This window comes from Nocardia sp. NPDC056000 (genome assembly GCF_042269265.1).
Taxonomy (GTDB): domain Bacteria; phylum Actinomycetota; class Actinomycetes; order Mycobacteriales; family Mycobacteriaceae; genus Nocardia.
In genome coordinates this window covers 364115-388411 of the sequence record NZ_JBHJXS010000012.1, presented here as the reverse complement: position 1 = coordinate 388411, position 24297 = coordinate 364115, and the positions used below count along the sequence as shown (strand labels likewise).

20 protein-coding genes are annotated in these 24297 nt (G+C 66.6%); 8 read left to right on the top strand and 12 right to left on the bottom strand.

All coding sequences use genetic code 11. The annotated features are described in order from the left end of the window. Nucleotides 1-75 precede the first annotated feature (75 nt). Nucleotides 76-1716: an alkaline phosphatase D family protein gene (locus ACFC4D_RS33405; protein WP_376069083.1), complete on the top strand. Its 1641-nt coding sequence runs from the start codon at nucleotides 76-78 to the stop codon at nucleotides 1714-1716. An 85-nt stretch (nucleotides 1717-1801) separates the two neighbouring features. On the opposite strand, the gene ACFC4D_RS33400 is transcribed toward ACFC4D_RS33405, so the two are convergent. Further along, nucleotides 1802-2971, bottom strand: coding sequence for a kinase (locus tag ACFC4D_RS33400; protein WP_364632396.1), 1170 nt, complete (start codon nucleotides 2969-2971; stop codon nucleotides 1802-1804). Nucleotides 2972-3166: 195 nt separating this feature from the next. On the opposite strand from ACFC4D_RS33400, the gene ACFC4D_RS33395 reads away from it, so the two are divergent. Continuing rightward, entirely contained in the window at nucleotides 3167-4504 is a 1338-nt protein-coding gene (locus tag ACFC4D_RS33395) for a hypothetical protein (protein WP_376069081.1), read from the top strand. A gap of 66 nt (nucleotides 4505-4570) precedes the next feature. Here the strand turns inward: ACFC4D_RS33395 and aspS are convergent, their stop codons facing one another. After that, on the bottom strand, nucleotides 4571-6361 hold the full coding sequence (gene aspS, locus ACFC4D_RS33390) for an aspartate--tRNA ligase (protein ID WP_375953492.1): 1791 nt from the start codon (nucleotides 6359-6361) through the stop codon (nucleotides 4571-4573). A gap of 119 nt (nucleotides 6362-6480) precedes the next feature. On the opposite strand from aspS, the gene ACFC4D_RS33385 reads away from it, so the two are divergent. Next, nucleotides 6481-7404: a neutral zinc metallopeptidase gene (locus tag ACFC4D_RS33385; protein ID WP_364632390.1), complete on the top strand. Its 924-nt coding sequence runs from the start codon at nucleotides 6481-6483 to the stop codon at nucleotides 7402-7404. Between the two features lie 671 nt (nucleotides 7405-8075). Here ACFC4D_RS33385 and ACFC4D_RS33380 read toward each other — a convergent pair. The 6 genes from ACFC4D_RS33380 to ACFC4D_RS33355 form a co-directional block, all read right to left on the bottom strand. Beyond that, nucleotides 8076-8831 carry an MFS transporter gene (locus ACFC4D_RS33380; protein WP_376069079.1) on the bottom strand — a complete coding sequence of 252 codons (756 nt, stop codon included), beginning with the start codon at nucleotides 8829-8831 and terminating at the stop codon, nucleotides 8076-8078. Nucleotides 8832-8862: 31 nt separating this feature from the next. Further along, a complete protein-coding gene (locus ACFC4D_RS33375; RefSeq protein WP_376069076.1) occupies nucleotides 8863-9531 on the bottom strand; it encodes an SGNH/GDSL hydrolase family protein in 669 nt (222 codons plus the stop codon). A 129-nt stretch (nucleotides 9532-9660) separates the two neighbouring features. Beyond that, nucleotides 9661-10740 carry a 2-oxoacid:ferredoxin oxidoreductase subunit beta gene (locus ACFC4D_RS33370; RefSeq protein ID WP_376069074.1) on the bottom strand — a complete coding sequence of 360 codons (1080 nt, stop codon included), beginning with the start codon at nucleotides 10738-10740 and terminating at the stop codon, nucleotides 9661-9663. Further along, nucleotides 10737-12659, bottom strand: a complete 1923-nt coding sequence (locus ACFC4D_RS33365) for a 2-oxoacid:acceptor oxidoreductase subunit alpha (RefSeq protein ID WP_376069073.1) — start codon at nucleotides 12657-12659, stop codon at nucleotides 10737-10739. Before ACFC4D_RS33365 ends, ACFC4D_RS33370 begins: the two co-directional genes overlap by 4 nt. 133 nt (nucleotides 12660-12792) lie before the next feature. Further along, nucleotides 12793-13809, bottom strand: coding sequence for an Rv2578c family radical SAM protein (locus ACFC4D_RS33360; RefSeq protein ID WP_375953502.1), 1017 nt, complete (start codon nucleotides 13807-13809; stop codon nucleotides 12793-12795). Between the two features lie 50 nt (nucleotides 13810-13859). Beyond that, nucleotides 13860-14849, bottom strand: coding sequence for an NAD-dependent epimerase/dehydratase family protein (locus ACFC4D_RS33355; RefSeq protein WP_376069070.1), 990 nt, complete (start codon nucleotides 14847-14849; stop codon nucleotides 13860-13862). Nucleotides 14850-15026: 177 nt separating this feature from the next. Here ACFC4D_RS33355 and ACFC4D_RS33350 point away from each other — a divergent pair, with 177 nt between their 5' ends. Next, nucleotides 15027-15356 carry a type VII secretion target gene (locus ACFC4D_RS33350; RefSeq protein WP_364632376.1) on the top strand — a complete coding sequence of 110 codons (330 nt, stop codon included), beginning with the start codon at nucleotides 15027-15029 and terminating at the stop codon, nucleotides 15354-15356. Nucleotides 15357-15403: 47 nt separating this feature from the next. After that, entirely contained in the window at nucleotides 15404-16915 is a 1512-nt protein-coding gene (locus ACFC4D_RS33345; RefSeq protein WP_376069068.1) for a hypothetical protein, read from the top strand. A gap of 157 nt (nucleotides 16916-17072) precedes the next feature. Here the strand turns inward: ACFC4D_RS33345 and ACFC4D_RS33340 are convergent, their stop codons facing one another. After that, nucleotides 17073-17822, bottom strand: a complete 750-nt coding sequence (locus ACFC4D_RS33340; RefSeq protein WP_376069065.1) for an SDR family oxidoreductase — start codon at nucleotides 17820-17822, stop codon at nucleotides 17073-17075. Between the two features lie 252 nt (nucleotides 17823-18074). Between ACFC4D_RS33340 and ACFC4D_RS33335 the strand changes: the two genes are divergently transcribed. Beyond that, nucleotides 18075-18947, top strand: coding sequence for a TIGR03619 family F420-dependent LLM class oxidoreductase (locus tag ACFC4D_RS33335; RefSeq protein WP_364632369.1), 873 nt, complete (start codon nucleotides 18075-18077; stop codon nucleotides 18945-18947). A 1-nt stretch (nucleotide 18948) separates the two neighbouring features. Here ACFC4D_RS33335 and ACFC4D_RS33330 read toward each other — a convergent pair whose 3' ends face one another. The 3 genes from ACFC4D_RS33330 to hisS form a co-directional block, all read right to left on the bottom strand. Continuing rightward, nucleotides 18949-19959, bottom strand: coding sequence for a malate dehydrogenase (locus tag ACFC4D_RS33330; protein WP_376069062.1), 1011 nt, complete (start codon nucleotides 19957-19959; stop codon nucleotides 18949-18951). 283 nt (nucleotides 19960-20242) lie between these two features. Further along, the gene (locus tag ACFC4D_RS33325) at nucleotides 20243-20890 is read right to left on the bottom strand and encodes a hypothetical protein (RefSeq protein WP_376069060.1); all 648 of its coding nucleotides are present in this window, start codon (nucleotides 20888-20890) and stop codon (nucleotides 20243-20245) included. 143 nt (nucleotides 20891-21033) lie between these two features. Continuing rightward, nucleotides 21034-22314, bottom strand: a complete 1281-nt coding sequence (hisS, locus tag ACFC4D_RS33320) for a histidine--tRNA ligase (RefSeq protein WP_375953514.1) — start codon at nucleotides 22312-22314, stop codon at nucleotides 21034-21036. Between the two features lie 128 nt (nucleotides 22315-22442). Here hisS and ACFC4D_RS33315 point away from each other — a divergent pair, with 128 nt between their 5' ends. Both ACFC4D_RS33315 and ACFC4D_RS33310 read left to right on the top strand, forming a co-directional pair. Next, nucleotides 22443-23231, top strand: a complete 789-nt coding sequence (locus ACFC4D_RS33315; protein ID WP_375953516.1) for a peptidylprolyl isomerase — start codon at nucleotides 22443-22445, stop codon at nucleotides 23229-23231. Nucleotides 23232-23656: 425 nt separating this feature from the next. Next, nucleotides 23657-24211 (top strand): hypothetical protein, encoded by a 555-nt coding sequence (locus ACFC4D_RS33310; RefSeq protein ID WP_364632359.1) that lies wholly within the window; start codon nucleotides 23657-23659, stop codon nucleotides 24209-24211. Nucleotides 24212-24297 lie beyond the last annotated feature (86 nt).

The following is a 24297-nucleotide window of genomic DNA, read 5'->3' as shown; positions in this document are numbered from 1 at the left end:
TTCACACGGCGTTGTTACGAACTGTTCATCCGTCCAGATTTGCCTAGCGGGTGCTGTATCGGATCTGATCGACGCGTGCGCCTCACCGAGATCATCGCAACGCCCTTCGATCGTCGTTCCGCGTTGAAGGGTGGTGGGGCCGCGGTCGCGGTATCGCTACTCGGGGCGGGGACGGCGCGTGCGGAGTCGGATGTGTTCCGGCACGGGGTCGCTTCCGGGGATCCATTACCGGGCGGCGTCCTCATCTGGACGCGCGTCACGCCCTCGGAGGACGCGACCCCCGGATCGGGTGCGGGCGCACCCACTTCGGTGCGCTGGGAGGTTGCCAGCGATGCCGGATTCGGATCGATCGCGGCATCCGGAAACCATACGGCGAGTGCGGAATCCGACCATACGATCAAGGTCGATGTGACCGGACTGGCTCCGGCGCGCGAATACTTCTATCGATTCACGGCTCTCGGCCAGACCTCACCGGTCGGTCGCACCCGCACCGCGCCCGAAGCCGCGGCCGCTCCGGACCGCCTGCGCCTCGGCGTGGTGTCCTGCGCCAATTGGGAGGCAGGCTATTTCGGGGCATACCGGCATCTCGCGGCGCGCGAGGATCTCGATGCCATCGTGCATCTCGGGGATTACATCTACGAATATCCGCGCGGTGAATACGGCGGCCGCAACGGTTCGGTGCGCCCGCACGACCCCGCGCACGAGATCGTGAGCCTGGCCGACTACCGAATTCGGCACGCGCAGTACAAGACCGATCCGGATCTGCTGACCCTGCACGCGCGGGTGCCGTTCATCTGCACCTGGGACGATCACGAATCCGCCGATAACGCCTGGTCCGGCGGCGCGGAGAACCATCAGCCCGCGACCGAGGGCGACTGGCAGGCGCGCCGGGAGGCCGCGCTCCAGGCGTATCTGGAGTGGATGCCGGTGCGCACCGGCGGCGATCGGCGACTGTATCGGCGACTGCGCTTCGGCACCCTGGCCGAATTGTCCATGCTGGATCTGCGCAGTTACCGCAGTCAGCAGGCCAAGTCGGGTCCGGGCTGGCGCGTGGTGGACAGCCCGGATCGCACCATCGCGGGCAAGGACCAATTGGATTGGGTCACAGCCGGTGTGACCTCCGCCCCGGTGAGCTGGAAGTTGATCGGTAATCCGGTCATGATCGCCCCGCTGGTGTTCCCGCCGCTGGAGCCCGCGACCACGGCCGCGCTCACCGAGTTGATCGGCATTCCGGAGTCGGGCATTCCGGCCAATCTGGATCAATGGGATGGATACACGGCGGATCGGCAGAAGCTGTTGCGCGCCATCACCGATAACCAGGTCGCCGATGTGGTCTTCCTGACCGGCGATATCCATACCTCGTGGGCCGCGGACATTCCCGTAGATGCCGCGAACTATCCGGCCGGGCAGACCGCGGGCGTGGAATTCGTTGTCCCATCGGTCTCCTCGCAGAGCATGGGCGATATGACCAAGACCCCGCCGCGCACCGCCTCGGTCGTCGCCGAAACCGCGCTGATCGGGGTGAACCGCCATCTGCACTACGCGGAGCTGGATTCGCACGGGTACGGCGTACTGCACGTGGACGCGGATCAGGCGCAGATGGACTGGTTCTATCTGACCGATGTGTCCGATCCGAAGACCGCTGTCCGCCACGGTATTTCCTTCGGCGTGCGGCGCGGCGGCCGCATCGAGCCGCGCTCGAACCCGATGGTCTGACCCGACCCGCAGCGGTCCTATTCAGTTCCTGAACAGCGTAAAGGCCGGGCCCCGACGGGGATCCGGCCTTCAAGCGCCGAGCTGTCTATTCTTCCCAGTGCTCTTCGAGGGTCGCCGAGACGTGTTCGGCGAAGTCACCCAGCGAATCGTCACCGGTGCAGCGGGCGTCCTCGGCGAGGGCGGCCCAGCGATTGATCAGTGCGGCCGAGCGCGGAATCGACAGTCCGTGCTCACGCGCCGCCGCGATGCGGGTGTGGTCGGCGGGCAGGAACCAGTAGGTGGACAACCACACCCAGATGAGCCGGGCTTCGAGGATGCGCTCGTTGAGCACATCGTCATCGGCGAGGGCGGGCCAGACCGCGACCACTTCCGAGCGCCAGGCTTCGACCATCTGCCGGGCGCGTTCGCGGGAGAGTTCGAAATCGCAGAGGCAGCCGGGGAAGGAGACCAGCGCGTACGCGATATCGAGGGTGGCGTCGCGGAAGCCGCCCCATTCGTAGTCGAGGAAGCGTGCGCCCTCCTCGTTGAGAATGACATTGTCGGGGCACAGATCCGAGGGGCTGAAGGCGCGATAGCGCCCCGCGGAGAACAGCCGGTTACCGCGCACGATGCGTTCGGCGATCTCACCCGGCACCTCGATGCCGAGTTCGCGCTGCAACATAACGGGCACTTCGGATACGGCGGTCTCGGCCTGCTGGGCGATTCCGTCGACCCGGTGCACCACATCGACGCGGCGTAGCAGGGCTACGAAATCGGCCTCGCGGCCGACGGTGGCGGCGTGCATGCGGCCCAGGGCCTGCGCGAATGCCATGAGCGAGTTGCGCCCGGCGGGTTCGGCGTTCGCCTGTAGGACCGCGGTGAGCGAGGTGTTCTCGCCCAGATCGCTGAGAATGAGCAGCCGGTCGGGGAGGCTGTACGCGAGTAGGTACGCCCCCGGTCGGTGGTCACGCCCCAGCGCGGTGGTGAACTGGTAGGACACCGCCTCGCGCAAGAATGCGGAGTCGATGCTGGCCACACCGGGTGCCATGCCCCCGGTGCGTCGTTCCTGTGCGGCGCCACGTACCTGCTTCACTATGAGTGTGCGAGGAAGTGAAAACGCGTTCTCCGCAACACGCACGCGAAGTACCGTCGTCCTACCACTACCGCTGAGTTCCATAGGATCACTCAGCTTTACCGGAGCACCCATTCGCTTTGTGAGCAACTGTTGTGCCGCGGACACGACTTCGGCGGCGCGTTCGGCCAATAGTGCGGTCATCTCGTCCCAAGTTACTCGCACCAGGTCACTTTCAGCGAGCGGTTGCGCAACCTTTCGCGCGTCGTCCGGCGTGTCTTGGTCAAGGGTTTGCCCACACGGCGCTGGTTGCTTGACACAACCGGGGTGGTCTAGTTGTCTCATGTTCAACTGCTGTGCGCCACACCGTAAAACGGGAAATGTGAAAGGCTCGCGACCATGACCGGCACGCCGCCCTCCGCACCGAACGATCCCTCCGGCGACACTCCCGGCGACCAAGGCGGACCGCGCTCGACCGCCCGTTCCGGACAGCACCAGAACCCCGAACCCGCAGCGTCTTCCGGCGGCCCCGAACACGGCAGGCACGAATTGCCCGGCCGCGCGGGCTACCCGCAATTCGACGGTCCGGGCGCGGCGCAGTACGGCGAGGCCGTCGAACCCCCGCCCCGCCTGCACCCGCAGTCGGGCGCGCCGCAGGGTCAGCCCGCCGGTGGATTCCCACCGCAGCAAGGCAATCCGGGTGGCGGCTACCCTCCGCAGGGCAACCCCCAGGGCGGGTTCGGGCAACAGGGCAATCCCCAGGGCGGATATCCGCAGCAGGGCGGCCCCCAGGGCGGCTACCCCCAGCAGGGCGGATTCGCACCGCAGCAAGGTAATCCGCAGGGCGGGTTCCCACCGCAGCAGGGCAATCCGCAGGGCGGCGGCTTCGCGCAGCAGGGTGCACCGCAGGGCGGCTTCGGACCGGGCGGTCCGCAGGGCGGATATCCGCAGCAGGGCGGCCCCCAGGGTTACGGTCAGCCGGGCGCACCCCAGCAGGGTGGTTTCCCGCCCGGCAATGTCCCGCCGGGCAGCGTTCCCCCCGGCAGCGTGCCCCTGGGTCCGGACGGCACTCCCCCGCCCGGGCCCGCTGACAACTCCATCACGGCCCGCCCGTACGAGCGCCTCGATGTCGGCCACGCCGTGTCCTACGGCTGGGATCGCTTCCGCGCCAACCCGATTCCCTGGGTCGGCATGGTGCTGATCGGCCTGATCGCCTGGCTGGTGGTCACGCTGCTGGTCAATATCGTGAATGTGCAGTCGCTGGCGGGTGTGCTGCTCATGTTCGCCGTGGCGGCCCTGATCGTCTGGTTGTTGCAGGCGGCCATGATTCGCGGCGCGCTCTACGAAACCGATGGCACCCCACCGGATTTCCCGGCCTTCTTCGGCTTCGTGAACGCGGGCAGCGTGCTGCTCACCGCGCTCATCGTATTCGTGGCCTGTCTGATCGCCTCGATGCTCTGCATCTTCCCGGTCGTGATCGTCGGCATCCTGTGCATGTTCTCGCTGCACTTCGTGATCGATCAGGAAATGGATCCGATCAACGCCATCAAGGCCAGTGCCCAGTTGGTGATCGCGAATGTCCTGCAGATCTTGCTGCTGGCCCTGACCGTCCTGGTCATCACCTTCGTCGGCGCGCTCTGCTGCGGTATCGGCCTGCTGGTCGCCGGTCCGGTCAGCGCCATCGCGGTCACCTACGCCTACCGCTTCCTCACCGGCCGCCTGGTCGTGCAGTACTGATCCACCGGAACGACGAAGCACCCGCCGCCGAGGAATCGGCAACGGGTGCTTCGTTTTTCGTACGGCCTACTTCTCGGCCTTGACCGGGTTGCCGTTCTCGTCCAGCTTCACATCCAGTCCCGCGTCGCGACGCTGGATCGGGGTGATCGGGGTCGGGGCGTCGGTGAGCGGGTCGACGCCGCCACCGGACTTCGGGAAGGCGATGACCTCGCGAATGGAGTCGACTCCGGCGAGCAGCGCGGTGATGCGGTCCCAGCCGAAGGCGATGCCGCCCATGGGCGGAGCGCCGTAGGAGAAGGCGTCGAGGAGGAAGCCGAACTTGTCCTGGGCCTCTTCGTCATTGATGCCCATCACCTTGAAGACCCGCTCCTGCACGTCTTTTCGGTGAATACGGATCGAGCCGCCGCCGATTTCATTGCCGTTGCAGACGATGTCGTAGGCGTAGGCCAGCGCCGAACCGGGATCGGTGTCGAAGGTGGCCAGATGTTCGGGCTTGGGCGAGGTGAAGGCGTGGTGCACCGCGGTCCAGGCCGAATGGCCGAGGGCCACATCACCGCTGGCGGTGGCGTCGGCGGCGGGTTCGAACATGGGGGCGTCCACGATCCAGACGAAGGCCCACTCGTTCTCGTCGATGAGGCCGCACTTGCGCGCGATCTCACCGCGGGCCGCGCCGAGCAGCGCGCGCTGCGGCTTGGCCTCACCGGCGGCGAAGAACACGCAGTCGCCCGGGTTCGCGCCGACGTACTTGGCCAGACCCTCGCGTTCGGCATCGGTCAGGTTCTTGGCGACCGGTCCGCCCAGGGTGCCGTCCTCCTGAATCAGGATGTACGCCAGGCCCTTCGCGCCGCGCTGCTTGGCCCATTCCTGCCAGGCGTCGAGCTGACGCCGGGGCTGCGAGGCACCACCCGGCATGACGACCGCGCCGACGTACGGAGCCTGGAACACGCGGAAGGACGTGTCCTTGAAGTACTCCGCCATTTCGGTGATCTCGATGCCGAAGCGCAGATCGGGCTTGTCCGAACCGAACCGGCGCATGGCGTCGGCGTAGGTCATATGCGGGATCGGGGTGCTGATCTCGTGCCCGATCAGCTTCCACAGCGCGACCAGGATGTCCTCGGCCAGCAGGATCACATCCTCCTGGGTCACGAAGCTCATCTCGATATCGAGCTGGGTGAACTCGGGCTGGCGGTCGGCGCGGAAGTCCTCATCGCGGTAGCAGCGCGCGATCTGGTAGTACCGCTCGATGCCCGCGACCATGAGCAGCTGCTTGAACAGCTGCGGGGACTGCGGCAGCGCGTAGAACTTGCCCGGCTGCAAACGCGCGGGGACCAGGAAGTCGCGCGCGCCCTCGGGGGTCGAACGCGTCATGGTCGGGGTCTCGACCTCGACGAACGCGTGATTGCCGAGCACCTCGCGGGCGGCGGCGCTGACCTTGGACCGCAGCCGGATGGCATGGGCCGGGCCCTCGCGGCGCAGATCCAGGTAGCGGTACTTCAGGCGAGCCTCTTCGCCCGGCTCGTCATCGAGCTGGAACGGCAGCGGCGCGGACTCGTTGAGCACCTCGAGTTCGGTGACGTTCACCTCGATCGCACCGGTGGGCAGGTTCGGGTTCTCACTGCCGGCCGGCCGATTCTCGACCACACCGGTGACCTTCACGCAGAACTCGTTGCGCAGCTTATGGGCCTGTTCGGCGGGCTCGCCCTCACGGAAGACGGCCTGCGACACGCCCGACGCATCACGCAGATCGATGAAGATCACGCCACCGTGGTCTCGACGCCGGGCCACCCATCCGGTGAGGGTGACGGTCTGACCGGCCTGCTCGCTTCGCAGCGAACCAGCCAAGTGGGTGCGCAGCACGGGAATCCTTTCGATGGGCTGGAAAACACCGCGGGGTCCGCCGGGTGCGCTCCCATCGTAGTGAGACACGTTTCCCGAGTGGAAACCGATATCCGTGCGGCCGTGCCAAGCTAGTGCGTATGACCTTCAACGAGGGCCTGCAGATCGACCCGAACCGGGTTTCCGGCGGCGGTGGCGGACCGGGCATGGGCGGCGGATTGGTTCTCGGCGGTGGTGCCGTGGGCATCATCGTGCTGATAGCGACATTGCTGTTGGGTGGCGATCCGGGGAGTGTGCTCGGACAGTTCACGGGTGCGGACAGCAATGCCAACAGCGGATCGGTGAAAACACCCGATCACTGCAAGACCGGTGCGGACGCGAACAAGTACGTGGACTGTCGAGTGGTGCTGACGGTGCAGAGCTTGGACGCGGTGTGGAGCACCGAATTGCCCAAGCAGGTGAACAAGAAATACGTCGACCCGAAGGTGACGCTGTTCTCCGGTCAGGTGAACACCGGCTGCGGCCGCGCGTCCTCGGCGGTCGGGCCGTTCTACTGCCCGGCCGATCAGACCGCGTACTTCGACACCAGCTTCTTCCAGGAACTCAAGGATCGCTTCGGTGCGAGCGGCGGACCGCTGGCGCAGGAGTACGTGGTGGCGCACGAGTTCGGCCATCACATCCAGAACCTGCTCGGCGATATCAATCGGGCGCAACGTGATCCGCAGGGTCCGGAGTCCGGTGCGGTCCGCACCGAACTCCAGGCCGACTGCTATGCGGGCGTGTGGGCGTACTACGCCGATAAGCTGCCCGCGCCCGGTTCGGATCAGCCGTTCCTGAAGCCGTTGACCAACAACGACATCAACGACGGTCTCTCCGCGGCTTCGGCCGTGGGCGACGATCGCATTCAGAAGGCGTCGACCGGTCGCGTGAATCCCGAAGCCTGGACGCACGGTTCGTCCGAGGAACGCCAGAAGTGGTTCCTGTCGGGCTACAAGTCCGGGCAGATCAAGATGTGCGACACCTTCTCGGCGCGCGATCTGAACAATCCGCCCGGCCTGAAGTAGTCGCGAACAGCGCTGTCAGGCAATCGCTTCGGCGCGTGCGGTAGTGCCGAGCGCGGTGAGCGTGCTCAGCAGTGCCACCGCGGCGATGGCCCACCAGGCGCGGGTGAACCCGGTGACGGCGGCACCCGCGTCGGCGCTCAGTGTGCCGAGGATGGCGACGAGCATGGTGACGCCGAAGACATAGCCGAGCTGGCGGCTGGTATTGACCACACCGCTACGGCTCGACACGTGCGCGGGCGGCAGGCCGACGGTCGCCGCGGCGAGCAGGCTGGGCAGTGAAAACCCCACTCCCACACCGATGATCATCCAGCCGGGCAGCACCCGGGTGAGGTAGTCGACCTCCGTGCCCGCACTCACCGCCAACAGCACAGCGCCGCAGGCGAACAGCGCATTGCCCAGGGCGACAATGCGATTCGCGGGCCAGCCGCGCCGGGTGAGGCGCTGTCCGGCCACGGCGAAGACCATGACCATGAGCGGTCCCGGCGCGAGCGCGAGACCGGTGGTCAGGGCACTGTAGTGCGCACCGGTCTCCAATCGCAGTACCGCACTGGGCAATACGGCACCGAACGCCGTACAGAACAGCAGCGCGGTGATGTTCGACCAGAAGAAGGTGCGCACCCGCAGCAGTCCCGGATCCACGATCGGCATGGCGTGGGTCAGCACCCGCACGATCACCGTGCCGAATCCGGCGGCGGCCACGGCGAAGGCGATGAGCGTCGACGTCCCGGACCAGCCCCACTCCTGCCCCTTGACCAAGGCCAGCGCCAGCGCACCGAGCCCGAGCGCCAGCACCAGCGCGCCCAGCAGATCCGGGATCCTGCCTGCCACAGCGTCTTCGAGATCGGGCACCACGTAGACCCCGCGACCATGGCGATCACCCCGACCGGAGCATTGACCAGGAACACCCACTGCCAGGACAGCTGCACCAGCGCCCCGCCGATGATCGGGCCGATCGCGGCGGCGAGGGAGGTGGAGGTGGCCCAGATCTTCACGGCGGTCGCGCGGCGTTCGACCGGTAGTGCGGTCAGCAGCAGTCCGAGGCTGGTGGGTGTGAGCAGCGCCGCCCCGGCCGCCTGGAGCGCGCGGAATCCGATGAGCGACCACAGACTCGGCGCGAGGGCGCACGCCACGCTCGCGACCGTGAAAACGGCCAGGCCTGTGAGGAATCCGCGTTTGCGGCCGTAGCGGTCGGCCAGCCGTCCGGCCGGTATGAGCAGCGCCGCGTACACGATGGTGTAGGCGTTGAGCACCCAGCTCAGATCCGCGAGCGATGATCCCGGAAAGCCGTCGCCGATGGCGGTGAAGGCGACGTTGACGATGAAGGTGTCCAGCATCGCCATGAAGGCCGCCGAACACAGCACCAGCAGAATGAGATTCGACCGATCCCGGACGGGTGGCGATACCAGCACCTGACTAGACTCAACCATAGCTAGTTTCCCTAAAATTTTTTGGTCCGGATCAGGCCAGGCGATGCGCGAGTTCGCGGACCATGAGCGTCGCGAGGATGGCCTGGCCGGAGGTGGAGAAGTGGATTCCGTCCTCGCTCAACAGGTTCGGGCGGTCATTGAGCGGGTGATCCTCGGAATCCACCAGGACGGCGTCGAATTCGCGAGCGAGCGTGCGGGTGAGGTCGTTCAGCCTGCGCAATCGGTCGCCCCAATCCGGGAAGACCGGGATGACGAAGGCGCGGCCGAGGGTGTACACGGCGATCTGGGCGCGGGTGGCCGCGGCGAATCGGTACATGGTGCGCAGACCGTGCTCGATCTGCTCCCAATCGAGCTCACGGCGCACGATATCGTTCGCGCCGCTGTTCACGTGCAGCAGATCGGGCGCGAAATCGTGGATGCGCTCGCCCTGCTCGGCCAGCGCCTGCGCGGTGGTGGCCCCGACGCGGGCGGTGTTGAGGTACTCCAGGTCCGGACGCACCATGCGCAGCACGCGCTCGACGCGGGTGGGCCAGCCCAGATCCGCGTACCCCGGGGTGGCATCACCCGCGCCCACCGACAGGCTGTCGCCGAATACCGCGTACCGCCGCCAGGGCGCGTCGAACAGCAGTGCGGCGAGTTCGGTGGGTGGCAGGACATACGGATCCGTGTCCTCGGTCAAAGGTTGCGCTAGTGCGGTCATGAAAGTAAGCATACGGTCGTACATATACCCATGCAATGGTGTTGTGCGACAGACATGCGGAAGGCGCCCCGCAAGCGCTTCGCTGATATGCCTCAGCGCCTGCGGAACGCCTTCTCGGTGATCGAAAGCTCAGGCGACCGTCCAGGTTTCGCGGCCGGTGAGCAGGCGCTGAAGCGAATTCTCCTGTACCGGTTTGCGTTCGGCCGCCGTCTCCAATTGGGCGCGCACGCCGTCGTCGTAGGTGGAGCGGGCGACGCTGCGGAAGACGCCGGTCACCACGTGTGACAGGTCCTGATCCGAGAGCCGCGAGAGCGCGTACGCGTATTCCGGACTATCGGTGTACGCGTCGTGCACCACGATCTCGGAGTCGGCGACGCTGTCCGCGCGCACCACACGCAACCCGAAACCGCTTCGCACCACGGCGAATTCACTCTCGGCCCCGAACCGGATGGGTTCACCGTGCCGCAGCCGGATCAAATGCGATTCGGCGTTGTCGCGGCGCAGCGCGTCGAAGGAACCGTCATTGAAGATCGGGCAGTCCTGCAGGATCTCCACGAATGAGGTGCCGCGATGTTCGGCGGCGGCCCGCAGCACCTCGTTGAGCCCGGCCCGATCGGAGTCCAAAGCCCGTGCGGCGAAGGTGGCTTCGGCGCCGAGCGCCACCGACAGCGTGTTGAACGGATGGTCGATCGACCCCATCGGCGTGGATTTGGTGACCTTGCCGGTCTCCGAGGTCGGCGAGTACTGCCCCTTGGTGAGCCCGTAGATCCTGTTGTTGAACAACAGGATCGTCATGTTCACATTGCGCCGCAGCGCGTGGATGAGGTGATTGCCACCGATGGACAGCGCGTCACCGTCACCGGTCACCACCCACACCGACAGATCCGGCCGGGTGACCGCGAGCCCGGTGGCGATGGCGGGCGCACGCCCGTGAATCGAGTGAATCCCGTACGCCTCCAGGTAATACGGGAAGCGGCTCGAGCATCCGATCCCGGAGACGAACATGAGGTTGTCGCGTTCGAGCCCGAGATCGGCCAGGAAGCCGCGCACGGTGGCGAGGATGACGTAGTCACCGCAGCCCGGGCACCAGCGCACCTCCTGATCGGTGGTGTAGTCCTTGGCCTTCTGCGGTCCGTCCGCGCGCGGTACTCCGGACAGCCCGGTCAGGCCGAGATCGGTTCCCACGAAAGGGTTTTCGAGGATGGTCATGCGTTACCCCCTGATGTGCGGTAGGTGGCCCGCGCTCGGGCGGCGAAGGCCTTGGCCTGTTCCATCTCCGCGATGGATCCGTCCAGTGCCGCGTCGATGACGCCGACGAGTTCCTGTGCCGAGAAGGCCAGCCCGGCGATCTTGGTCCACGGCTGCACATCGACCAGATAGCGGGCGCGCAGCAGCATGGCCAGCTGGCCGCCGTTCATCTCCGGTGCGACCACGGTGCGATAGCGCTTCAGCACCGCACCGAGATTGGCGGGGAACGGGTTCAGATGCCGCAGATGCGCCTGCGCCACCGGCACGCCGCGCCGCCGGGCCCGCCGGCACGCCTCGCCGATCGGTCCGTAGGAGCTGCCCCAGCCGATGAGCAGCAGTTCGGCCCGCCCGCTGGGATCCTCGACCTCGAGATCGGGCACGGTGATGCCGTCGATCTTGGCCTGCCGCAGCCGCACCATCAGTTCGTGATTGGCGGGCTCGTACGAGATATTGCCGCTGCCGTCGGCCTTTTCCAGACCGCCGATGCGATGCGCGCGCCCGACCGTACCGGGTACCGCGAGCGGACGGGCCAGGGTTTCGGGGTCGCGGGCATAGGGTTCGAACGGATCGCCCGGATCGCCCGCGGGCTCGAATCCCGGGTCGATGCGCGGCATTTCGCTCACCTCGGGGATCGACCACGGTTCGGAGCCATTGGCGATCGCGCCGTCGGAGAGCAGCAGCACGGGCGTGCGGTAGGTGAGCGCGATGCGCGCGGCCTCCACGGCGGCGTCGAAACAGTCCGCGGGCGAACGCGGTGCCACCACGGGGACCGGCGATTCGCCATTGCGCCCGTACAGCGCCTGCAGCAGATCGGCCTGTTCGGTCTTGGTCGGCAGTCCGGTGGACGGCCCGCCGCGCTGCACATCGACGATGAGCAGCGGCAGTTCGGTCATCACTGCCAGGCCGATGGTTTCGCTCTTGAGCGCCAGTCCGGGTCCGGACGTGCTGGTGACCCCCAGCGCGCCGCCGAGCGAAGCCCCCAGTGCCGCACCGATTCCGGCGATCTCGTCCTCGGCCTGGAAGGTGGTGACGCCGAAGTTCTTATGCTTGCTCAGCTCGTGCAGGATGTCCGAGGCCGGGGTGATCGGATAGGTCCCCAGGAAGACCGGCAGCCCGGACAGCTGCCCGGCGGTGACGATGCCGTAGGCGAGCGCGGTATTGCCGGTGATCTGCCGGTAGGTGCCCGCGGGCAGCGTCGCGGGAGCGACCTCGTAGGTGGTGGCGAAGGATTCGGTGGTTTCGCCATAATTCCACCCTGCCCGGAATGCGAGGATATTCGCTTCGGCCACATCCGGCGTGGCGGCGAATTTCTCCCGCATGAACTGTTCGGTGCCGCCGAGTGGCCGCCCGTACATCCAGGACAGCAATCCCAGCGCGAACATATTCTTGGCGCGCTGACCGTCTTTCTTGCCCACACCGGTCGGTTCGGTCGCACCGAGAGTCAGCGAAGTCATGGGCACCTTGTGCACCACGAAATCGGTCAAAGTGTCATCGGTGAGCGGATCACCGGCATACCCGACCTTGGCGAGATTACGTTTGGTGAATTCGTCCGTATTGATGATCAAGGTCGCCCCGCGCGCCAGATCCTCCAGATTCGCCTTCAGCGCAGCGGGATTCATCGCCACCAGCACATCGGGCTGGTCACCGGCGGTGAGGATGTCATAGTCCGCGATCTGGATCTGGAATGAGGAAACACCCGGCAGCGTGCCCTGGGGCGCGCGGATCTCGGCGGGAAAGCTGGGCTGGGTGGCGAGGTCATTGCCGAATGCGGCTGCCTCGTGGGTGAATCGGTCACCGGTGAGCTGCATACCGTCGCCGGAGTCGCCAGCGAACCGAATTACAACCTTTTCCAATTTCTCTGGGGCACCGCTGTTTCCCATGCGCCTACATCACTTCCTCGTCCGTGAGAGGTACCAACGCCAAACTACTCCGCTATATTCGCGGCACGCCCGCGAATGTGAGCGGTGAAACGGGCAGAGATTGGTGAATCAGGCAAAGATTGCGCGACTGGCGTCAGGCGAACAGGGCCAGTTGCGGGTCGGGCGTCTGCGATACGGCGGCGCGCACCTCGGGTTCGGCCTGCCGTTCGCCGTTCAAACCGTGCTTCTCCAGCAGTGGCTCGATCCGACCGCGTAGCCATGCGGAGTACTCCGGTGTCACCGAAGCACCGCGACCATACAGCTGCCGGTACCGGCGCAGCATCGCCGGGTGCTGTTCGGCGAGCCAATTGAGGAACCAGCCGCGGGTGCTGCCGCGCAGGTGCATGGGGAATGCGACCACACTCGCCGCGCCCGCATCGGCGATGGCGGTGATCAACTCATCGAGGTGGGCGCGGCTGTCCGTGAGGTACGGAATGATCGGGGCCACCATGACATTCACGGCGAAACCGGCATCGGCCAAGGCGCGCACCAACTCCAGGCGCGCTCGCGGTGAAGGCGTACCGGGCTCGAGACTGGCGTGCAGTTCCGGATCGAGAATCGCGATGGACACCGCGAGATGCACCGGCACCTGCTGCGCCGCCTGGGTGAGCAGCGGCAGATCCCGGCGCATCAGGGTGCCTTTGGTGAGAACGGAGAAGCCCGTCCCCGATTCGGCGAGCGCGCCGATGATGCCCGGCATCAGCCGGTAGCGGCCCTCGGCGCGCTGATAGGGATCCGTATTCGACCCCAGCGCAACGGTTTCCCGATGCCAGGAGCGCTTGTGCAGCTCCCGGCGCAGCACCGCCGCGACATTGGTCTTGACCACGATCTGACGGTCGAAATCATCGCCCGCGTCCAGATCCAGATATTCGTGGGTGCCGCGTGCGAAGCAGTAGGTGCACGCGTGCGAGCAGCCGCGCATGGGGTTGATCGTCCAATTGAACGGCAGGCTCCCGCCGTCGGGCACCTTGTTCAGCGCGGACTTGCACAACACCTCGTGGAAGGTGATGCCTTCGAAGTCCGGAGTCTGTACGCTGCGAACGAATCCCGCGCGTTCGAGCCCGGGCAGCGCGCCGTTATCGGCCTCCAAGGTCTGGCTCTGCCACCGCACCACCCAAGTCGAACATTTGTTCTAGCGTAAGTCAAGCGTCTCCGCCGGTGTCACGCGATCTTCTGCGTGACGACCTTGAAATTCTGGCCGTTGTAGAACGCGACGAGATCGCGAATGGTCTCCTCGGCAGGCCGCGGCCGGTAACCGATTTCGGCGGTTGCCTTGTCGTGCTCCACAATCGGAGCCGACAGCAGCGCGCCCATGGCGGCCTTGGAGATGCGATCGCTGCCCATGGCCTTGGCGACCGGTTCCATCACCGGCATCAGCGAGTTGATCAGTTTGGCCGGAATCGCGAAGGCGGGCTTCATCTTTCCGTTCACCTCGGCCGCGAGCCGGGTGGCGTCGAACATATTGGTGAAGTGGCCACCGAGCAGATAGTTCTCACCGGTCTTACCGCGCTCGCCCGCGAGCACCAGGCCGCCGGCCACATCGCGCACATCGACCAGATCGAAGCCGCCGCTGATCATGACCGGGACGCGGCCGCGCGCGGCATCCCAGAGGGTCTTGTTGATGCGCGAATCGGTGTGGTCGACGGGACCGTACACACCGGTCGGATTGCAGACGACCGCGTCCAGACCCTTGTCGATGACCTTGCGCAGTTCGATCTCACCCTGGAACTTGGAGCGGTCGTAGACCGGCAGTTCCGGATCGATGGACCGCGGCGCGCGCTCATTGATGACGCCACCGCAGGTGTACTGGTTGAACGCGTGGATCGAGCTGGTGTGCACCATGCGGCGCGCGCCGACCTCGAGGGCGGCCTCGGCGACCACGCGCACACCCTCGGTGTTCACCCGCCAGGCCAGATCGTTCTTGTGCGCGAGGGTGATGAGCGCCACCAGGTGGTAGACCACCTCGGCCCCGTCGAGGGTCTTGCGCATCGAGGCGGGATCGAGCACATCGCCGCTCACCCACGTCACGCCGGGCGTATCGGTGGCGGGGCGGACGCGATCGATGGCAGTCACCTCGTGACCGCGATCCGTAAGCAGGCGAAGCAAATTGGTGCCAAGGAACCCGGCGGCGCCGGTGACTGCGACCTTCATGTGATGAAGAATATAGAACTTGTTCTAATTTGCAAGAACGGCCGGGCGACGATCCGGAAACCGCTTCTACCTGCGGCGTGGAGACGAACGGCACGCCGAGCTGGACTCTCGGTGGGCTATATTCGCAACCGCATGTGTTTTCGACTCGATGCCAGTCACGCTGATTGGGGGGCTCCCATGGCCGATCTCTCGGTCGACACCGACGCGGTCCGCGGCTTCGCTACCGCACAGCACGGCGTAGCCGCCGATATCGCCGCCACCGGCGGCATCGACACGGCCTCGCACGTTGCCGCCATGACACCCGTCTTCGGGCTCATCGGCGCGGATTTCCTGGCCAGCTTCGCGGTCGCCGAGCTACTGCACGATAGAGATATCAACGCGCTGTCCCAGCGATTCGCACATATCGGGCAGACCGCCTTCGGTTCCGCTGCCACCTACGACGCCACCGACGACTCCTTCGCGAGCGGGCTGGGCAGTGCGGCGAGCCGGATCGGCGAGCAGGTATGAGGCCCCTCGATTCCGGCGTGATCGGAATGCACCATCCGATCGCTCCGATGGCCGATCCCGCGCAGGCATTGCCTGCCATGTATCCCGGTGCGCTGCCCACGCTGCCGCTCGGTGATCTCCCCGCCGATATCGCCGACTTCGAACCGCCCGCATTCGCCTTGTCCCGCAAGGAATTCGAGCAGGAGAGCACCCCGCTCTCGGGTGGCCTGCCGCATTTTCCGGGCGGTTCGGGCGGCGATACGCATGCCGCCTCGGTGCTGGACGGTGCGGTCTCGCCCGCACTCGATTCCGCGCACGGTGTGCTCTCCGGCGCTCAACGGGCATTGAGCGATGCCCAGGGTGTGCTCGGCAATGCCCAGACCGCGTTGAACAATGTCCCCGCCGCCCTCGCTGCCGCGCAGGCCGCGTTCACCCGGGCCGCCGGTAATCCGGTGTTGCCGCCGCTGCCCGCCGATCCGGTCGGCGACCTCATGAAGGGCCTGTCCGTCCCGGCGATTCCGGGTATCGACGCCCTGTTCAGACCGTTCCTGGATCTGATCAACAGCTTCGGCACCGGCGTCCTGGGCGCGGTGAACCCGGCGACGCTGCTGAGCCAGGGCTCGAAATTCATCGAGAGTGCCGTGCAGGTCGGCGGCGGCGCGCTCAAAACGGTCGAATCACTGTGGAAGGGACAGGCTTCCGATAAGGCGCAGTCGGCGGGTCAGCAGGCGCAGGCGCACGGTCAGGAAACCACCCAGCGCGGCTTCGATCTGTCCACCCTCACCGAACAGGCCGCCGCGGTGGTGCAGCGCGGCAATATCCAGCTCACGGCCATCGCGCAATCCTTCGCCGCACAGGCCACGGCGCTGGCCCCGGTAGCCCTGACTCCCCCGGGCCAGACCGCCCTGATCGCCTCCGCCACAGAACATCTCGGCTCGGCCATCACGGTCGTCAACCTGACCCACGGCGAACTCTCCGGCTACACCACCCAACTCAACGCCGTCATCGGCCAGCTGCTCGGCCGGAACGGCACCGGCGTCAACCCCGCCGAGGTCGCCCAATCGCTCGCCCAGAACGTCGGCCAGCCCATCCTGGAACAGGCCAAGTCGCTCCTGGAGGGCGCGATCAACCCGTCCGCGACCACCCCGGCGAACCCGAACCCCAGCTCCCCCACCGATCTCGACACCAAGGCCGCGGGCCTGGGCGGAGGCGGCGGTGGTGCGGCCGGTGGCGGCGGCGCGGGTGGCGGCGGCCTCGGCGGCGGTATCCCCTCGGTCCCGGGCGGCCCCGGCTCCTCCATCCCCGGCGGCCGAATCGCCGCCCAGGCCAACCCCTTCGGTTCCGGAGCGGCGGGAGCCCCCGGCATGGGCGGCCCCGCCAGCCCCGGCTTCATGGGCTCCCCGGCAGCGGGCGCGGGCCAGCGCGGCGGCTCCGATCAGGATTCCTCCCGCACCGTCCAGCCCCACCAAAGCCGCACCGCCGAAAGCGAACTCACCGGCAACCTCGGCGCGGCCAGCCCCGGGGTCATCGGTCAGCCCGACGACGAGCCCACCGGCGACCACATCTCGGACCAACTCTGACCCGATCCGGCGACGCCGGGTGCGAACGAAATGATGCCGCGGTCCCGGAGTAGCTGCTCCGGGACCGCGGCATCGTGGGGGCCGAGACCGATTGCGGATTTGTACACCTCGCGGGCGACGGCCACCGTTCGTGGGCCGGGGATCGCCCGGCGCCGGGTCAGACCGCCGAGGGGCGGACCTGGGCGTCGATACCGCCGTCGATGACGAACTGCGCGCCGTGGATGAAGCCCGCGTCGGGACCGATCAAGAACTTGATGAGGGAGGCGATTTCGGCCGGGGTGCCATTGCGGCCGATGGGGGCGACGAAGTTGCGGATGGCGTCGCCGTAGCGCGGATCGTCCATACCCGCCTGCAGCAGCGGGGTGTCGACGCTGCCGGGGGCGACGGTGTTCAGGCGAACGCGGGCGTTACCCCATTCGACGGCGCGCTGGCGGACCGCGACGGTGACGGCGTTCTTGGAGGAGGCGTAGGCGTACTGGCCCGCGAAATCGCCTGCGGAGGCGAAGGATTCGGCCTCGGTACCCTTGTTGATCGGGTTGTCCTCCCACTTGATGTGGGTGGAGGCAACCGACGAAACCACCACTGCCGCAGGCGATTCGCCCTTCTGCAGGGCGGGGAACAGCGCATCGAGGAAGGCGATGGTGGCGCGGTAGTTGATCTCGACCACGAAGTTCGGGTCCGGCACGTGCGGGCCGACACCGGCGCACAGGATCAGGCCGTTCAGCACACCGCCGGAACGCTCCAGCACCGCCTCGACGGCGGCGGCGCGGGCGGCCGGATCGGTGAGGTCGGCGGTCACATCGGCATTGCGCAGGTCGATGCCGATGATGTCGTGGCCCGCCGCGGTGAGCGCGGCGGCGGTGGCCGCTCCGATGCCCGACCCGGATCCGGTGATGGCGATGGTCATGCCTTGGATTAGAACAAGGTGCAGATTCGAAAGGCAACCCCCTCGGGTGGGCCATCTCAGCTACCGAGACCCTCACGGGCCGGTCGGCGACGGCTGCGCTACAACAAATGCTGCACCTCAGCGATATCGCGGCCGGGTGGCAGGTTTCGGCCGGTTCATCTGCCGCCGCGGCCGATATCGGGCTAGCATCACGACAACAACTAGAATCTGTTCTAGTTTTCGAACTTGCTCACTGTCGAGAGGACGAACCCGATGCGCTTCACCTATGCGGAGGCGATGACCAACCCGGATTACTACATCCCCCTCGCTCAGGCGGCCGAGGCGGCCGGGTTCGACAGCATCACCGTGGCGGACAGCATTGCCTATCCGGCCGAATCGGACTCGAAGTATCCGTACAACTCCGACGGCAACCGCGAATTCCTCGAGGACAAGCCGTTCATCGAGACCTTCGTGCTGTCGGCGGCCATCGCGGCGGCCACCACCACGCTGCGGCTGACCCCGTTCGTGCTCAAACTGCCGATCCGCCCGCCGGTGCTGGTCGCCAAGCAGGCGAGTTCGCTTGCGCGCCTGAGCAATAACCGCTTCGCGCTGGGCGTCGGCATCAGCCCGTGGCCGGAGGATTTCGACATCATGGGCGTACCGTTCGAGCGCCGCGGCAAGCGCCTGGACGAATGCATCGAGATCGTGAAGGGCCTGTCCACCGGCGAGTACTTCGAGTACCACGGCGAGTTCTACGACATCCAGAAGATCAAGCTCACCCCCGCGCCGACCAAGCCGCTGCCGATCCTGGTCGGCGGGCACAGCGATGCCGCGCTCAAGCGCGCGGTGCGTCTGACCGACGGCTGGATGCACGCGGGCGGCAATGCCGAGGAGCTGGACAAGTATCTGGCCCGGATCAACGAATTGCGCAGTGAGCGTGACAATCCCGGCGAGTTCGAGATCCACGCCGTCTCCTACGACGGCTACACCCCGGACGGGGTCAAGCGCGTCGAGGAGAAGGGCATCACCGATCTGATCGTCGGTTTCCGCAACTCCTACGCCAAGGAGCACGATACGGAGACCCTGGAGGAGAAGATCACCAAGATCAAGTGGTACGGCGACAACATCATCGCCAAGGTGCGCTAGATCAGGAACGCTTGGCGAAGCCGAGCTCGATGACCGCATCGCGCTCGGCCGCCAGCTCCGCGACGCTGAGATCGATTCGGGCACGGGAGAATTCGCCGATCTCCAGGCCCTGCACGATGTGGTATTCGCCATCGGCGCAGGTGACCGGGAACGAGCTGATCAAACCCTCGGGCACACCGTAGGAACCGTCCGACGGCACCGCCATCGAGACCCATTCACCGGGCGCGGTGCCCAGCGCCCAATCGTGGATGTGGTCGATGGCGGCGCTGGCCGCACTCGCCGCCGAGGACGCGCCACGCGCCTTGATGATCGCGGTGCCGCGCTGCTGCACGGTCGGAATGAAGTCGTTCTCCACCCACGCCTGATCGCCGATCAGCTCGAGCGCGGGCTTCCCGCCGACCGTGGCATAGCTCAGATCCGGGTACTGGGTCGCGGAGTGATTGCCCCAGATGGCGATTCGCTCGATATCGGCCGCGGCCGCACCGGTCTTCTTCGCCACCTGCGCGATCGCGCGATTGTGGTCCAGGCGGGTCAGCGCGGTGAAACGCGCGGCGGGCACATCGGGGGCGTTGCTCGCGGCGATGAAAGCGTTGGTATTGGCCGGATTTCCGACCACCAGCACCTTGATGTCCTGCGCCGCATTGGCATTGATGGCCGCACCCTGATCGGTGAAGATGGGCCCGTTGGCGGCGAGCAGATCCCCGCGCTCCATACCCGCCGTGCGCGGGCGCGCGCCGACCAGCAGCGCGATATTCGCACCGTCGAACCCGACCCACGGATCATCGGAGATATCGATCCCGGCCAGCAGCGGGAACGCACCGTCCTCGAGCTCCATGGCGACGCCCTCGAGCGAGGACACCGCCGCCGGAATCTCCAGCAGCCGCAAGCGCACCGGCGTGTCGGCCCCGAGCAGTGCCCCGGAGGCGATCCGGAACAGCAACCCGTAGGCGATCTGTCCGGCGGCCCCGGTAACGGTGACGGTCACAGGCTCCGGCCGAGCGGCAGTGCTCACGACGAACTCCTAGCGGTAGTCGATTCTCCGCCCCAACCCTAACCGTGCTCACCGTCCGAACACCCGGCTCGTGAGGCCGTTCGTGAGCAATCAGACACCGCGCGCGGGATCCCCGGACACCGCTCGCGCGGCGTCGCGGCGGTGATCCGCGCCCGAACCCGCATCCTCCGGCGGCCTGCGACGTGCGAGTATTTCGCGCCCGCCGATATGGCGTGGCAACCCCGATGCGGCCGGGGTGTGCGCCCTTGATCGACCGGCCGCCCGCGCGGCGCGGACACAGCGATCAGCGGGCCAATTGGGCGATATCGGCGTCGGTCAGCACAATCGTGGACACCGCGTCCCGATCCCGCACCAACCGGACCGCCCGGTACAGCGGCCGCTCCTCGGCGTAGGCGTCGCGCGCCTCGGTCCGCGATTGCAGGATGAGTACATCGGAGACCGCCAGGGCGGCGGCGAGCGGGCAGGCCGATAGCGCGTCGGCCAGTTTGCGCAAGCCCAGCGGGTGCAGTTCGCGACCCTCACCGGTATCGGTGTACATGCCGAGCGGGACGATGCGGGTATCGGGTCCTGCGGTGGCGCGCAAGACGATTCGGCTCAGGCGGCCGGGATGCACCAGGATTTCCACCCCGGTGGCGGCGGACAGATCGAGCCGTTTCTCCCCGCGCCAGGTCCGAGCTCGGATTTCGGTGCCGGACAGCCGAATTCGCCTGCGCTGCACGGCGATCGCGTAGAGCGCGGTCGGTGCTCCGAGCACCAGCCCCACCGCGAGGCCCACCTGCCAGCTCACCAGTACCGCGGCCAGCAGTCCCACCCCCGCCCCGATCCCGATGGCCGCCAGCGTCAATCGGCGCAGTGCGGGCGCGAGTACCTCGGGTGCGATCAGATCGAGCCCGATCTCGGCGACGGGCCCCGGTGCGGATTGTTCAGTCACGGTTGCGCATTCATCCGGGAGGCGCGCCGGTGGGCGTGGCGCACTGGCCGCGCGCCGCACGGGACGCTACCAGTCGGAGCGGTCTGTCCGCCCGGATATGGCCGTGCTTTCCGGACGGCGCTCAGGCCGTCCGGGAAGGTCGATCAATCCTGTTGGCCCGCAAGGGCTGCGGTCACCCGGGCGACGGCCTCGTCCAGCGGGATCTGGCGCTGTTCGCCATTGCTCAGATCCTTGAGCCCGATCTCGCCCTCGGTGACCTCGCGGTCGCCGAGCACCAATGCGTAACGGGCGCCGGACTTGTCGGCCGCCTTCATGGCGCCCTTGACACCGCGCCCGCCGTAGGCGAGGTCGGTGCGGATGCCCGCCGCGCGCAGCTGTGCGGCGAGCACGACCAGGCGCTGTTTGGCGATATCGCCGAGCGATACGCCGAACACGTCCACCCGGGAACCGTCCGTGGCGGACTTGCCTTCGGCTTCCAGGGCCAGCACGGTGCGGTCGACGCCGATGCCGAAACCGATGCCGGACAGCGGCTGACCGCCGAGTTCGGCCATCAGTCCGTCATAGCGGCCGCCGCCGCCGATACCGGATTGCGCGCCGAGACCGTCGTGCACGAATTCGAAGGTGGTCTTGGTGTAGTAGTCGAGTCCGCGCACCATGCGCGGGTTGACCACGTACGGCACGCCGAGCGCGTCCAGGTAGCCGAGTACCAGATCGAAGTGCGCCTTGGCGGATTCGGACAGGTGATCGATCATGAGCGGCGCGCCCGCCGTCATTTCCTTGACCTCGGGACGCTTATCGTCGAGCACCCGCAGCGGGTTGATCTCGGCGCGGCGGCGGGTCTCCTCATCGAGCGGAAGCTTGAACAGGAACTCCTGCAACAACTCCCGGTATTGCGGGCGGCAGGAGTCGTCACCGAGCGAGGTCAGTTCCAGGCGGAAGCCGTCCAGGCCCAGGGAGCGGAAACCGCGATCGGCGATGGCGATGACCTCGGCGTCCAACGCCGGATCATCCACGCCGATGGCCTCCACGCCGACCTGCTGCAACTGCCGGTAGCGACCCTTCTGCGGTCGTTCGTAGCGGAAGAACGGCCCGGCGTAGGCGAGTTTCACCGGCAGCTGCCCGCGATCGAGTCCGTGCTGGATGACCGCGCGCATGACGCCGGCGGTGCCTTCGGGCCGCAGCGTGAAGCTCTCACCGTTGCGATCGGCGAAGGTCCACATCTCCTTGGAGACCACATCGGTCGACTCGCCGACACCCCGCGCGAAGAGCGCGGTCTCCTCGAAGATCGGCAGCTCCACATGCCCGTATCCGGCCAGTCGAGCGGTGTTCATGAGCGCGTCGCGCACGGCGATGAACTCCGTCGATACGGGCGGGAGATAGTCGGGCACACCCTTCGGGGCACGGAAGCTGCTGGTCTTGGTCACGGCGTCCAGTTTTCCCCATGGTGCTTCCGCAAGTCCAACCGGTTATCGTGCAGCGGTTATAAGGGATTGTCTCAGGAACTGATGGCACACTCTTAGCCCGGAAGCAACCGATACGGAGGGACTAGCTAGTGCCGAGCAATGAACAGCGACGCGCTGCGGCGAAACGGAAGCTGGAGCGTCAGGTCGCCAGCCGGGCCCAGCGGGCGCGCAAGCGCAAGCAGATGACCATCCTCGCCTCCGCGGTGGGCGTCGTGGTCGCGGTCGCGGCGGGTGTCGGCATCTACTACTGGACCAAGGGCGATGACGCCGATACGACCGCGAGCGCGTGTGATTTCCGCGCCGCGCAGTCGCCGGCCGCGCGCCCGGTGGACAAGCCCGGCAAGGTGGGCAAGCTCTCGGATGTGAAGAACGCCAAGGCAACCCTGGACACCACCGAGGGACCGATCCCGGTTCAGCTGAACGCCGAGCAATCCCCTTGCACGGTAAAGAGTTTCGAGAATCTGGCGAACCAGAAGTTCTTCGACGACACCAAATGCCACCGGATGACCACCACCGAGGGCCTCAAGGTGCTGCAGTGCGGTGATCCCAGCGCCTCCGGTTCGGGCGGACCCGGTTACGAGTTCGACAATGAGTACCCGACCGCCGGGATCAGCCCGATGGATCCGGCGGCGGACACCCCGATCGATTACAAGCGCGGCACGCTGGCCATGGCCAATAGCGGGCCGGGAACCAATGGCAGCCAGTTCTTCCTGGTCTACGGCGATTCCAAGTTGCCGCCGCAGTACACCATCTTCGGCACGGTGGACGAGGCCGGTCTGGCCACGCTCGACAAGATCGCGGCCGCGGGCGTGCAGGGCGGCGGACAGGACGGCGCGCCGGTCGACAACGTATCCATCAAGTCGGTCAAAATCGACTGATCGCCCCAAAACGACTGACCGGCATGGTCTTTCGGTCCCGGTGTCACTCGACACCGGGACCGTTTGGTTTCCGGCGAAACGTGCTGGAAGCGGCCACCGAACCTTCTGTGTAAGGCTTTCCTAACCAAAGAAAATCCTGAGTTTTCCGCACACTGCCGGAATTGTGCGATATATGCTGTATCGCGACGCGCGCGTGCGGCGGTATCCGAGTTTTCGCTGGTAATCTCGTAGAACGGAGTACGAAGCGGCGTAGTACAGCCCACCGGGCAACCCCCAACGGGCAGTAACCCCAACGCCTCCAAGTGCTCTCGGTGTCCACGTTTGCAGGCGGGACATGACTACCCGAATTACCGTTCGTGTGGCGATGTCCGTGACGAAGCACCACAATCATCCATAGTGATCACTGCAGCATCGGGGAGCATGCGATGGCCGAGGAACTCGACGACATCGGCCGCGAAACCGCGGCGATGATGAGGCAAATGTTGCAGCTCGCGACACTTGTCGCGCTGCGAACCCGGGAACGTGGCCAGAAAGAGGCGGAAGCCCGCGTCAAAGTCACCGAAGCCCGGCAGAAGGAAGCCCGTGAGCGTCAGCTCCGGGAAGCAGCGGATGCCAAGGCCAAGGATCCGCGCAATGTGGCTCTCGCGCGGATGATCGAGAAGCCGCCGCTCGACAAGGGTGTATCCCTCGAGAAGGACCGGTTCGCCGCGCAGGCCGAGGCCACCCGTATGGCCGCGACCCAGGCCGCGATGAACAAGTCCCTGGTGCGCTATGACTCCGTCGAGCGCCGAACCGCTCTGGCCCAACATCTTTCGCGCATGGGTATCGCTCCCGAACTGGCGGCGGTGCGCATGTTGATGGAGGTCGGGCAGGCGCAGTCCGCGGCCGAGGCCGTGCGCGCCAAGGAGCAGGAGGCCGCGGTGGCACAGCGCCGCGCCCGGGAACAGGAAGCCCGCGGGCGCGAACGCGTTCGTTCCTGATCCACTCGACTCGATAAAGCGAAGCGGCGGATCGCGTCGAAACACGATCCGCCACATAGCTTCCGACAGCGCGACCCCGATTCGGC